The sequence below is a fragment of the Armatimonadota bacterium genome (genome assembly GCA_017303935.1).
GTDB lineage: Bacteria > Armatimonadota > Fimbriimonadia > Fimbriimonadales > Fimbriimonadaceae > JAFLBD01.
The window spans coordinates 294,181-306,884 of the sequence record JAFLBD010000003.1; the positions used below are offsets into that span (position 1 = coordinate 294,181).

The 12,704-nt window shown below is 50.6% G+C and carries 10 protein-coding genes; 9 read left to right on the forward strand and 1 reads right to left on the reverse strand.

All coding sequences use genetic code 11. The features are described from left to right. Positions 1–39 precede the first annotated feature (39 nt). Entirely contained in the window at positions 40–1,722 is a 1,683-nt protein-coding gene (locus J0L72_10505) for a hypothetical protein (protein MBN8691202.1), read from the forward strand. Between the two features lie 362 nt (positions 1,723–2,084). Here the strand turns inward: J0L72_10505 and J0L72_10510 are convergent, their stop codons facing one another. Further along, the gene (locus J0L72_10510; protein MBN8691203.1) at positions 2,085–2,768 is read right to left on the reverse strand and encodes a PEP-CTERM sorting domain-containing protein; all 684 of its coding nucleotides are present in this window, start codon (positions 2,766–2,768) and stop codon (positions 2,085–2,087) included. Positions 2,769–3,157: 389 nt separating this feature from the next. Between J0L72_10510 and J0L72_10515 the strand changes: the two genes are divergently transcribed. The 8 genes from J0L72_10515 to J0L72_10550 all read left to right on the forward strand — a co-directional run bounded on the left by J0L72_10515 (position 3,158) and on the right by J0L72_10550 (position 12,688). Next, positions 3,158–3,739 (forward strand): SocA family protein, encoded by a 582-nt coding sequence (locus J0L72_10515; protein ID MBN8691204.1) that lies wholly within the window; start codon positions 3,158–3,160, stop codon positions 3,737–3,739. Between the two features lie 478 nt (positions 3,740–4,217). Continuing rightward, positions 4,218–6,416 carry a site-specific DNA-methyltransferase gene (locus J0L72_10520; GenBank protein ID MBN8691205.1) on the forward strand — a complete coding sequence of 733 codons (2,199 nt, stop codon included), beginning with the start codon at positions 4,218–4,220 and terminating at the stop codon, positions 6,414–6,416. After that, a complete protein-coding gene (locus J0L72_10525) occupies positions 6,417–9,098 on the forward strand; it encodes a DEAD/DEAH box helicase family protein (protein MBN8691206.1) in 2,682 nt (893 codons plus the stop codon). It abuts the gene before it with no gap. Positions 9,099–9,278: 180 nt separating this feature from the next. Beyond that, positions 9,279–9,995: a hypothetical protein gene (locus J0L72_10530; GenBank protein MBN8691207.1), complete on the forward strand. Its 717-nt coding sequence runs from the start codon at positions 9,279–9,281 to the stop codon at positions 9,993–9,995. Positions 9,996–10,457: 462 nt separating this feature from the next. Next, complete coding sequence (locus tag J0L72_10535; protein ID MBN8691208.1) at positions 10,458–10,880, forward strand: hypothetical protein; 423 nt, start codon at positions 10,458–10,460, stop codon at positions 10,878–10,880. Between the two features lie 12 nt (positions 10,881–10,892). Beyond that, positions 10,893–11,486, forward strand: coding sequence for a hypothetical protein (locus J0L72_10540; protein ID MBN8691209.1), 594 nt, complete (start codon positions 10,893–10,895; stop codon positions 11,484–11,486). Between the two features lie 124 nt (positions 11,487–11,610). After that, positions 11,611–12,147 (forward strand): hypothetical protein, encoded by a 537-nt coding sequence (locus tag J0L72_10545; protein MBN8691210.1) that lies wholly within the window; start codon positions 11,611–11,613, stop codon positions 12,145–12,147. 70 nt (positions 12,148–12,217) lie between these two features. Next, the gene (locus J0L72_10550; protein ID MBN8691211.1) at positions 12,218–12,688 is read left to right on the forward strand and encodes a hypothetical protein; all 471 of its coding nucleotides are present in this window, start codon (positions 12,218–12,220) and stop codon (positions 12,686–12,688) included. Positions 12,689–12,704 lie beyond the last annotated feature (16 nt).

Below are 12,704 nucleotides of genomic sequence, written 5' to 3' on the forward strand. Positions count from 1 at the left end.
CCCTTAGAAGAGAGAGTCGCAATCGCAACCACTTGTGCCGTGCTCTTTTTTTTCGTTGCCATCCCGATCGTAAGGCTCGCCCTGTATTGGGCGTACTTTGGAACCGCCAAGTTGATTGGCTATTTACTTACTCGTGGGGCAGTTGCATATGACAGGATTTTCGCCGAACCAATCTTTAGATTTAGGCAGAAGTCCGCAAGCCCAGAAGCCATCCTTCGACTCAACCAAGCTGCGAGTGCGCGAGCAAAGGATCAAGCAAAGTGGCAACTCCACGTCGCTCGTAAATATCACATCACTCCGGTGGATGCGCAAAACCTGGACTCCGAGTTTGTTGTGAATCCGATTCCGCCACTTAAGGCGATTCGCTGGGGACGTTATTCAGGACTTGCCCTCGTAATAACCTGTTCGGTTAGTTTTTTTCTCTACTTCCGGGTGCGGGCTGTCGCCAACGATTCAACTCGCTCGACCACAGAGGAGATTCAAGAACTACGAACCTGGCTCTCGTATGAAGCAAGGATTTTTGGCGTTGACCACCAAGATGACGCCCGCCTGGCGGTGCGAAAGAAGGATTCAAAAATCATTGTAGTTGTCCCAAACATGCGATCAATGGAATGGAAGGTCCTGTCTTCGAATCAACCTTCTGAAACAATCCTTTTGAGCGATATAGACCAATTGTGGCCCGAAAAACTACACCGACTGGAGTTTCCTGATGGGGAGGACATTTCTGGTGACGAACTGACCACCTTTTTGAAAGATTTAGGAACTGAGTTTTCTACATTGGAGGCCGACGATGCGACTTTGATTCCGCGGTTCTCATGCCCCCCACAGTTTTGGAATTCCGAAGCGATAAAGTTCAACGCTGCGCTAGGAAAAGAGTCCGATGGCTCGGGTTATCCAAGGACGAGGCGAATACAAGCCGGAGTTTCACTCGGAGATTCAAGAATCGATGAAATCCGGCATTCGCTTCAGGATCTCTGGAACACTTTCAGTACCGCGGAACTGGAGGACTATGGCAAGGATAGGGGATTCTTGGACATTGTGACTATTCCTAGAAAAGCTGCGTTCAGTCTGCGAGGCGAGCCAGAGGTGTCGGAAAATGGGGTAGTTGCAGTGAATACCCGCTTGACCCTTGTTGAAGGTGATATTCTGTACGATGGAGATTGCAAACTCAAACTCGCCAAACTCAACGGCACTATCTACATAGCAAGGCTTGAAGGAGATCTCACAGGAACTTTAGAACTCGAGAAAATCCGCGATGAGTTGCCACAGCTACTGAGCGAGTGGGAGTTAGACTTCTCTGCGATTTTAAATGGGAAAGCCGAGCCAACAACCTTATCAGATTCAGGCTATATCAAGTTCGTTGATGGAAGTGAGGTGAAATTCAGTGAGCTATCGCAAATTGAAAGCAGCGGCCAAGAGACACTCGAAGCTACGATCACTCGTCCGACGCGTTGGACCCAAGTGGGTCGCGAAGGTGGCGTCCACTTTTTTGAAGGAGATGCAGCACTAACGATCCGCGAAGTGCCTACGCAAAATAATGCACCCGCTCCAGGTGACGCGTCCGCAACAGAAGTACTGGGAGAAGAATCGGGAACAGCCACTAACACAGTTGAGCCCGAAATCGGTATATCAGGCAAATTTCGATTCCGGTATGAACTGGGTTCCCTTGTCCTTGAAAAGGTGACACACGCGACGAAGCACCTACGAGGATTCCCAGAGTAGCCATTTAAAGAACTGGCTGCCGATACCGCGAATTTGCTTCCATTTTGCTGAATTATGGATGGAGGCCGGAGTACGACAACCTGTGCGTGGGGCTTTTCAACCATATGTTCCCGGATGCGGTGAACAAAGGCTACCGCGCCCCTGCCCTTCCCCAAGAACCAAACGCCCTCGCCTGCGCTGTGCTACCGGATCAGCCTAACACCCCTCCCGGAGAAACCTTGAATCAAACCGGAAAAAGTGACTAAAAACCCCCAAGCAGCCGGAGTAAAACCATCCAAGCACCTGGCGACACTCCGGTTTCCCCCTCATTCATGGAGCTCCGCCCCATCGGGGCGAAATGCTTGAAGGGGGAGAAAGCCAGCTTAACGACGCCGTCGACGAACGAGTCCGACGACTCCGAACCCCAATCCCAAGATCGAGATCGGTTCGGGAACGACCGTCACCTTGTAGCCGAGGTTTCCGCCCGAACCGCCATAGAGACCTTCTGAGGTGCTGGCGCCGTTCATGTAGAGGCTGCCCGGCGTGCTACCCAGAGTTGGCGAAGTGAAGAGCCCCGCTCCATAAAACGTGCTGGTGCCTGCCGTCTGAGTGAACGACTGGGTGATGAGCACTTTTGAGGTGAGGTTGATGTTTAGCGGCGCCAAAAAGGCGATAGTGCAGTAGGCCATTCCGCCCGGATTGAGCCCTGCACCAAAAGTAAAGTTCGCCGTGAACGAGCCGAGCAACGGTTGCGCCGAGATCGGGCCACCGGTGTATGGCACTGTGTTGTCGTAGATATTGATCAAGAAGGTGCCGGCCAAGATCGGACCGGTGGGTTGGAACGAAAAGGGGTTCGCCAGGGACCAGCTCAGCTCGGTGAGTTTGCCTCCCGAAGTGAGGTTCAACGACGCCCCAACGGTGCGCGTGAGATCTGTTGATGCAATGTGACCAGTGAGGCTGGTCCCGGTGAGTCCGTCATAGACGACCGTGACAGCTTTCGCCGCGCGGAATCCTCCCACCGCAGCGATGAGAAGACCAGCAAATGCGAGCGAATTTCGAAGTGTCATAGCAACAATCACCGACCAGGGATCCCCGCCCCTAGTCCTGCGTTGCATTGTGCGCGCCCCCCCCTCCCCCCACCACCCGCACTTGTGCTGGAAATTGGCAGGGGATGGCTGTGGGCAGGCTCGAGGAGAGAACTGAAGCGAAAAAACCGCCTAAGAGCTCGCCCAAATGCTCATGCCGCTATCCTCGCGCCCGAGAAACGACTAGGCGTAAAATTGGTATGAAATGATTCAAACGTTCTCACCAGACACAATGGCAACCAAGCAGGCGCATGCCGTAGGCGCTAGAATAAGCCAGTAATAGGGGTGGTTGATAAACGTTTACAACTAGAGCCTATACTTTGTATACTAGAAATCCAATAATATTGGCGAGAGTACACACAAGCATTTAAATGGAATATAAATTGGACCGCGCCATGGCGATGACCGCCTTCTTTCTGCAGAAGGGTGGTGGCGAGATGAATGACATTAAGCTTGCAAAGCTCCAATATCTTGCGGAGAGAGCATCGCTGATCACCTTGGCCGAACGATTAACTGGAGACGACCTCGTCAGTTTGGAGCATGGCCCATGCTTGTCTCGGACCGTTAACCTTGAGACCCAAAAGACTCCGAATGCAAATTGGAGACGGCATTTCGGATTTCGGCCTCACTCTCCAGCGCAAGGTACGGACAATACGGTTACCCTAGAGAAAGGGATGGATATCCACGAAGTACTCAGTGAAGCTGAAATTGAAATACTGGAAGCCCTCTGGAGGAAGTTTGGAAAAATGGACAAGTGGGCGATCAAGCGCTGGTGTCACAACAACTGCAAAGAGTACAAAGAGGTCGGAGCGGACAACAGCGCACCGATCCAGCTCATTGATGTGCTACTCGCCGAAGGCTGGGACCAGCCAAAGGCCGAGGCGCACCTGCGGGACATCGAGTATTACGATAGTGTTTCGGAGCAATACGGACTTAAGGAAGGACTGGCTTAAGTTCTCATGGCGGCGGGGTTTGCGTATTACCACCAGCGAGCCCATGATCCCAAGCCTCACCTATGGTTCCATCTCCACGAATACCTGGCGCCATATTATGGAGTGGCGGTCTCAATGACCAGCTTTTGCCCTAAGGGGATCCAAATTATTACTATTCCAGCGAATGCCATCCTGACGAAAGCCCACAACCCGTATCCCGCATACACAGTTGACCATGACTCAACCGTCTTTGCAGGAAGCGTCCTCGTAATGACAAAATCCACTGAGGATGAGATGTTCACTACGAAAAACTGTAGGGGTGCGATTCTCTCCGATTGGGAAAGAAAACTACGGATTGCGGCCAGCCAATGCGCAAGGTTCCAGCGAGGTCCAACCAGAACGGAGTTGGACCGAGTGGTTAGTTATTGGCGCGAAAACGGCTTGATTTGAACAACTGTGCCCAAGCAATCTCTCAGCAACAGCGGAGATAATTAGCGGTATGCCGAAGCTCACCGAACAAGAGCAACAAGAGGTCATTCGATTCATCGAGCAGGGGAAGCCCCTGCCAGAAAAGTATCGGTTCTTGCTCTTCGATGACAAGCGTGAGGTTGAGCTGGTTTGGAATGGCAAAACGAATGAGGTGTGCTCGGTTGTCTTGCCATTCCAGGTGATTGAGCAAGTAGACGAGCCTCGTAGTGATGCGGTGATGGCGGCGCAACCGGGGCTGTTTGATGCAACCAGCGGGAGACAGATCAAGGACTGGACGAATAAGCTGATCTGGGGGGACAACAAGCTGATCTTGTCATCGCTCAAGAATGGCCCCATGCGCGATGAAATCGAAGCGCAGGGCGGGATCAAGCTGATTTACATTGACCCGCCGTTTGACGTCGGGGCTGACTTCAGTATGGACATTGATGTGGGGGACGGTGGGGATGTACTCACAAAACGACCAAATGTACTTGAAGAGATAGCCTATCGAGACACGTGGGGGCGAGGTGCTGACTCGTTTCTTGCAATGATTTTTGAACGGCTACTCATCATGAAAGACCTTTTGGCAACGAACGGAAGTGTTTACGTCCACTGTGACTGGAAATTATCTGGACCTCTTCGGGTCGTGTTGGATGAAGTTTTTGGAAAGGAAATGTTCCGAAACGAGATTGTGTGGCACTACCCGGGGAGGGAAATGCACATTGACTCTAAATTCAATTGTAAGCACGACACAATTTTTTTCTATGCCTCGTCTGACGGAACGAAGATTTCCATGTCAGAAGTTGCCCCGTCGTACGATCGAAAGGATCGCATTAAGGGCCTACGAAGGAAGGTGCATACCGATGAAGAAGGACGTGAATGGGTTTGGGAAACTAGGGGACAGGCAAATGGCCAAGAACCATACAAACGCTTTATCGATGAGATCATCGAGAAAGGTAAACCTTTAAGTGACGTCTGGTCCGACCTGCAATTTCTGCGCGGAAATCACCCCGAGCGGGCAGACTATCCTACTCAGAAGCCTGAAGCCCTTGTCGAGAGGATTATTAAGGCGTCGTCGAAGAAGGGAGAGATCGTTGCGGACTTCTTTGTTGGTTCTGGAACGACAGCCGCCATCGCTGAGAAATTGGGACGCAAGTGGATATGTTCCGATCTCGGCAAGTTCTCGGTCCATACCACGCGAAAGCGCTTGATCCAAGTACAGCGCGAACTGAAAAAATCCGATAGCCATTACCGCGCCTTTGAAATCTTGAACCTCGGCAAATACGAGCGGCAACACTACATCGGCGTAAATCTCAACCTTCGCGAAGAGGAGCAACGCCAACAACAAGAAGCACGCGAACAGGAGTTCCTAAAGCTCATACTGCGGGCGTACCAGGCCGAGCCTGTCACCGGCTATCGGACATTCCATGCCAAGAAAGCGGGACGCCTCGTCGCAGTCGGCCCGGTGAACCTCCCAGTCACACGGCTCTTCGTGGAAGAACTTATCAACGAATGCCGCCAGAAGCAGATCACCCGCGCCGATGTACTCGGTTTCGAGTTCGAAATGGGCCTCTTCCCCAACGTCTTGGAGGAAGCGCGATCCAAAGGCATTGACCTTCTACCCAAGTACATTCCACGAGAAGTATTCGACAAACGCGCGGTCGAAAAGCACCAAGTCGTGTTCCACGATGTGGCCTATGTGGAAGTCAAGCCGATCATCAAGGACAACACAGTAGCGGTCGAGCTCACGGACTTCAGCGTCTTCTATAGCCAAGACAGCATCGCGGCAGTCGAAGCAACGTTGAAGGACAAGCAAAGCAAGATCGTGGTCGAGAAGGGCCAAATCGTGAAAGTCAGCAAAGATAAGGACGGCATCGTGACCCGTGAACAACTCACCACGAAGTGGAGTGATTGGGTGGACTATTGGGCAGTGGACTTTAATTACGAAAGTAAGAAAGAGATCATCCGTCAGCGTAAGGAGCTCAGTACCCAACCTTCACTTGATCCTGGCTCAGATAGCCAGCCTTCCTTGGCAGAGGAATATGAGGAAATCTGGCTTGGTGACTACATCTTCGAAAACGAATGGCAAAGCTTCCGAACCAAAAAGCACCGAAACCTAGAATTCACATCGGTCGCGAAGGAATGCGCACCTGGGCGCAGAAAAGTCGCGGTTAAGGTGGTGGATATCTTTGGAAATGATACGATGAAGATCATCGAGGTGAATGTTTAGATGGGTCTTCATCCTGAGTTCCCGCATTCTCCGTATGTCATCGTGCCTCCCGAACACCGCTGGTTCCCGGCGGACGAAGAATTGCGCCAGAACAGCATGGACAAACTCATGCCGCCTTTGGTACCCGAGATCCGAAAGGCAGTACACAAATGGAGAGAGAGCGGTTACGTCGGGGCAAGCCCGACGAGCAAAGCATTGCTGACTTGGTGGTTTCTCGAGCCGCACCTAATGCCACAGGCGCACGGGCCGGACGCTGAGTTCCAGTACTTTTTCTCCCAACGCGAAGCAATCGAGTCCGTGATCTACCTGACCGAGGTCGTAGGTGTCAAAGACAAATTCGATATGATGCGGTTCGACTCATCCGGGGCCGTCTCGGCCGGACTCTTCAAAGAATCGTGGCGGCGTTACGTGATCAAGATGGCAACGGGTAGCGGCAAAACCAAAGTGCTTAGTTTGGCTTTGGCTTGGAGCTTCTTCCACAGACTATACGAGCCGGATAGCGAGATGGCCCGAAACTTTCTCATTATTGCTCCCAATATCATCGTGCTAGACCGACTCTACAAGGATTTTAAAGGGCTCGACATCTTTCTTCGCACTGATCCCGTTTTACCGGACAACGGATACGAGGGCAGGGATTGGCGCAGCGACTTCCAATTGAAGCTCCACGTCCAAGACGAAGTCAGAGTGACTCATCCGACTGGCAATATATTCTTGACCAACATACACCGCGTATACGCAGGTGACGAAACTTTGCCAACGGCGGATGATGAGGACACCACCGCGTACTTTCTAGGGGACAAACCGGTTGCCAATACTACAGATACGAAAGTTGATTTAGGGATGATCGTAAGGGACATCGATGAGCTAGCCGTATTCAATGACGAAGCTCACCACGTCCACGACGAACGGATGGCTTGGTTTAAGAGCATCGAAGACATCCACAACCGAATGTTACAGAAGGGGGGCAAGCTTGCTTTGCAACTCGATGTGACGGCAACACCGAAACATAACAATGGGGGAATTTTTGTCCAGACGATCAGCGATTACCCATTGGTAGAAGCGATATACCAGGACGTGGTAAAGCACCCCGTTTTGCCGGATGCGGCTAGCCGCGCAAAGCTCCACGAAAAGCAGAGTGCGAAGTTCACCGAGAAGTATTCGGACTACCTGAACTTGGGAGTTCTTGAGTGGCGCAAAGCCTACGAGGAGCACCAAAAGGTGGGCAAGAAAGCGGTTCTCTTTGTCATGACCGATGACACTCGGAACTGCGATGACGTGGCAGAACACCTTGAGTCAATGTATCCCGACTTGAAAGATGCCGTACTTGTAATCCACACGAAGAACAATGGTGAGATTTCTGAATCAACTTCCGGAAAAGCAAAGGAGGAGTTGGAGCGGCTCCGGAAGCTCGCCAATGAGATTGATCAGCCGACTAGCCCATACAACGCCATCGTCTCTGTGCTGATGCTGAAAGAAGGATGGGACGTCCGGAATGTGACTACGATTGTTGGCCTACGAGCATATAACTCAACGGCGCGGATCCTGCCAGAGCAAACCTTGGGCCGCGGTCTTCGGAAGATGTACTCTGGCGACGTTGAGGAGCAACTGAGCGTCGTCGGCACCGACGCCTTTATGGACTTCGTGGACGGAATCCAAGCTGAGGGCGTGGTCCTAGACCACAAACCGATGGGTCATGGAACAGCCCCGAAGGCACCCATTGTAGTGGAGGTTGATCACGAAAGCCCGACGAAGGACATTGCCAAACTGGACATCGATATACCGGTGTTATCACCCCGTAACTACCGGGAATACAAGAACTTGGCCCATCTCGATACCGCAAAGATCGCCCACCAAAAAGTTGCCTACCTTCAATTTAGCGAGGAGGAGCAAAGGGTCATTGTGTTCAAAGATATTGTCACCAACGAGATTACTCACTTGACCGAGCTGGACGGCGCAACAGTGACCGACCCTGGCGCAGTGATCGGCTACTTTACCCAGTCGATCATGAAATCCCTTCGTCTCATATCAGGCTATGACGTTCTTTATGGCAAGGTTAAGCAATTTGTGCGAGACGAGCTCTTTGATGTGACGGTGAAGTTGGAATCAGGCAATACCATACGGAACCTTTCAGAGCTGGCGGCCTCGAAGACGCTGATCGAGGGGTTCTGCAAGGCGATTAATGCGCTTACGATTTCGGATAAAGGGGACGCGGAAATCCGCGCCACGATTAAACTCGGCAGTATGCGCCCATTTGTAGCTAAAGACCAGCGCTATTACGTCCCAAAGAAGAGCGTTGTGAATCGAATTATTGGAGATTCTCACTTTGAGCTCGAATTCGCACGTTTTCTAGATGACTGTGCGGATGTCGAGGCGTTCGGAAAGAACTTCCTTGCGGTTAATTTCAAACTTGACTACGTAAACGCAAGCGGTAATCTAACAAATTATTATCCTGACTTCTTCGTTCGGACTACTGAGGGCGAAATTGTAATCGTTGAGACCAAGGGTGTAGAGGACTTGGATGTCCCGGCGAAGATGACTCGCCTAAAATTATGGTGCGAGGATGTCCGTAAGGCCGACCCCAGCCTTCTGATTTCATTTATCTTTGTTGAAAGTAAAGAATTTGACAAATTGGCTTTAAAGTCATTTAAACAGCTTAAAAGTGCCTTTAAAAACTACCAATAGAACCCGCCCCTCGAAACCCATTTAGTCGCATTACCCGAGCTTGCACGATCGCCCCATAGAACAGATGGTGGCCATGTCTGAGTTATAGAAGTAATCGCCCTAAAGTTCCAAAAGAAGCCTTCCGACAATCCCGGTGAAGGGTCTAGCCCTGTCGCTCGACAACAAATAGGAACAACAAAAATGGCAAAAGTTAAACTTTCTGCATTTAGCACAGCGCTCAGTGGCAAGCTGGGCAACCTCACATTCAGCAACACTAAAGAAGGCACGATCATGCGAGAGCGGATTTCGCCAAAGAACCCAAGAACCCCCGCACAACAAGCCGTGCGAGCCGCATTCACCAAGGCCACCAAGCAGTGGGCAAACCTGACCACCGCCAACGTCACCAATTGGGAGAACTTTGCGGCCGGGTATGAAACCACCGAAGAAACCACCGAAAAGCGCTATAAATCTTCGGGATTTAACGCCTTTGTGAAGCTGGCGGCCAAGTTTTATGCCGTGAACCCCAGTGGTACCGCTCCGGCAAACCCACCGACATCTTCGTTTGCTGGCGACACCATCAGCGTGGCGGCTTCGGCTTCGACCGGATCGGTGAAATTCACCGCGACAGGCGCCAATGCGAGCGGTGTGACCACTGCCCTGCTTCTCGCTCGAACCGGTGGCAAGAACCGAAAGGCGAACGCCGAGCAATACCGCGAGAAGGCCTATTTCACCTTTGCTAGCGGATCTTTGTCCACGACGGTGAGCGTTCCTGCGGGCTACTATGCGGCTGGATATTCGTTCATCAACACCGCGACCGGCCAAGAATCTGAGCCAGTCCTTTTGGGCAATATTGGCGGTGTGACCTACGCTGTCGAAGGCGGCGGAAAGGCTCCTTCGACCAAGAAGAAAGCGGCGTAAGCCTGCTCACTTCCATGCCTCGCGGGGGATCACTTCCCTGCGGGGCTTTTTTGTATGTGGGGGTAGGATGGTTGTGGAGGCTGTTGAGGGGCTGGAAACTCGTGAGACGACGATGCGAAAAAAGACCCTGATATTCTTGCTTCCACTTTCTGCATTTATCGCAGTCTGCTTGTATGGGTATTTTTGTCTATGTATTCTTGTAAGCCCAATATTTATCATCTCTGAAGACCCCGATTCGATAATCTTCGTGAACAACAAGGAAGTAGTGAAAGGAACAGGGAGTTATCATCTTGAGACCTGGGAGCCACGATACACCGTGACGATTATTCAACCGAAATTCCGCCATACCATCGTCCTGGATGGATGGATACGGGGCGGGGACTCAGAAGGCATTTTTGTCGAAAAGAAGAAAGTGAGAGTATACGCATACTATCGGTCATTCATCTCGACAAAGCGTTAACTATGAAATACCAAAGAGAGGCACTGTTGCTAGTTTTGGCTATCGTTTTAGCAAGTGTCAATGTCGTTCTTGTGCGCCATTGGATAATAAACGAAGCTAAGTCGTACGTGTTGCCTCTTTGGCAATATGTACTCACTGCGCTGGGTTGCTTTATTGTTATCGGCTATATTGGGTACCTCATCGTGCTCTGGTTCAAGCCCTTCACCTTCTGGCATTGGTTTTTCGGATTGACGTTAACAAACGCAACTGCCTTTTCAGTAAGCAAGGTTTTTCTTGATCACTTTGCATTGGGTGTTCCACTCCTTGAAGATCAATCCCTGTATGTACTTTTTGCAGGACCGATACTTTTTACACCAATTGTCGCTCCTTTCACTGCGCTGACGAGCTTTTTGCTGATGAAGTGCAATTGGCGCAATACTATTTAAAGGCGAACAAACATGAAAGTTGAAGAGGTGACATTGACTGGTACCGGCACAACTCATGAGATCATTGATATCGTTTCAACCGCCAAAGCGTCAATGATGACCCTTCGGGATGTTAGGTTGAGGGCCGGACCCGAACCTGAATTCAAATTGAAGCTAGATGGCATTGGAATTGCCGGTCTGTCAGCATCGCAGGGGACTATACAATCACTGCTGTCAGCAGCAAGTCCCGACGGAATCAGTGTTCAATATCACGTGTCGGTGATGAGGCACATCTTAGCAGCAGACTTTCAATGCACGTCTCTCCTCGTCGAAAATTGTGACTTCACCCAGTTTAGATTTCCAAGAGACACTGCTTTCAGGTGCGACCAGTGCAACTTGATCGACTGCACTATCTCGGCAGAACTGCTTTGGAGACTTGCGCAAGGTACTAGGGCAGAAACTGTACGGATGCTCAGCGGGGTGATCAAGGAACCAAATGCCTTGGTTATGGCTTCTCCTCACCTGCCCTCCAGCATGGCCCATATTGACCTCAATGCAACTGAAGGGGCGCAACCAATCGTCGAATGGTTGAGAAGCTTCCCAAATGATCTAGAAATATGGTGGTAAATTTGATTTCAACTGCAATCGCACTTGACATTCGGGATCGCCGCCATTCGATCGGCGAGACCGGTCAGCGCGATTGTGAGTGGCGCATAGTAGTTGGCGTTATTGAAGTTCCTCCGAGGTAGACATGACAAGGCTCGAAATTGAATCTGCATTTGGCGTGAATATTCCAGTCGTGCCACCCGAAGAAGGGCGGGTTTATGAACCACATTTTAGAGAGGATTGGGACTATGTAGTTGACTTTCTAATCGAGCATCCGAATATATATGAGGGCATCGACGACTTCGATCTACTGCTACCTGCTTTTCTTTGGGTAGAAAGCTGGTATGCGGCTCGCTTCACGGCGAGTATTTGCGTGCAGATACTCTTGGCTATTGAAACAAACACTATCGAGTACTTTCACTACTTTTTTAATGACCTTCGCGAATCGCTTACAATCGAACGTACCGACTTTGACACTCTAGCGTATTTAGGTCTCCCCCAGAATCAATTTGATGTTTTTTCATCATGTGTCGCCGACCTGGCGCGTGAGTGCCATTCCCTTACAGATGCGCGCTGGGGCAACAAAAACTACCCACTAAAGAAGTTTCTATCTGATGTTGATCAAACACTATTACTGTTGAATGACATGAGAGCTGCAGCAATGAGACAACCGAATTCATGATCGAAGGTCTGACGAGCTTTTTGTTGATGAAGTGCAAGTGACGCAACAATTATTATGAAGCATAAAGGAAATGGAATTTGATAATCGCATTTACGAATTCATACTAGATTGGCCCGTGCCAACCGTCACAAGCCCATGGATCGAGGCGGATGATTTACGTGAAAACTTGAAATCTGTTAAAACCTTGCGGGACGCGCTTACTTCAGCAAGCCAATTGTGGCATCTTGTAACGGATACCGGTACCTTTATTTCTGAGCCGCCAGTCTTTGAGTTCCTCGTATTGCTAGGTCTTATGGGTTTGCTCAAATTTGAGGACTACGCAGAGGAGAACACGGGATGTGCCCTATGCGCCCTGCTTAGAAACGGCGCACTGGATTTTTCAACGACGTTCTTGTTTTGCGCAAGTTTTTTGCTGTCTCACTTGGAGTCTGATGAAAACCGGCACCTGTTGTGTGACTACGAAGCAGAGGTTTCCTACTCACGATCGGTGCTTTCATTGGTTTTGTACCAAAGGCTCGCTGGATCGTCGAAGCAAATTTGAGCAGATTTGATGGTGA

Coding starts and splice junctions, on each gene's coding strand:
- J0L72_10510 (MBN8691203.1), bottom strand. CDS start 2,768: ATGACACTTCGAAATTCGCTCGCATTTGCTGGTCTTCTCATCGCTGCG.
- J0L72_10515 (MBN8691204.1), top strand. CDS start 3,158: ATGGAATATAAATTGGACCGCGCCATGGCGATGACCGCCTTCTTTCTG.
- J0L72_10520 (MBN8691205.1), top strand. CDS start 4,218: ATGCCGAAGCTCACCGAACAAGAGCAACAAGAGGTCATTCGATTCATC.
- J0L72_10525 (MBN8691206.1), top strand. CDS start 6,417: ATGGGTCTTCATCCTGAGTTCCCGCATTCTCCGTATGTCATCGTGCCT.
- J0L72_10530 (MBN8691207.1), top strand. CDS start 9,279: ATGGCAAAAGTTAAACTTTCTGCATTTAGCACAGCGCTCAGTGGCAAG.
- J0L72_10535 (MBN8691208.1), top strand. CDS start 10,458: ATGAAATACCAAAGAGAGGCACTGTTGCTAGTTTTGGCTATCGTTTTA.
- J0L72_10540 (MBN8691209.1), top strand. CDS start 10,893: ATGAAAGTTGAAGAGGTGACATTGACTGGTACCGGCACAACTCATGAG.
- J0L72_10545 (MBN8691210.1), top strand. CDS start 11,611: ATGACAAGGCTCGAAATTGAATCTGCATTTGGCGTGAATATTCCAGTC.
- J0L72_10550 (MBN8691211.1), top strand. CDS start 12,218: ATGGAATTTGATAATCGCATTTACGAATTCATACTAGATTGGCCCGTG.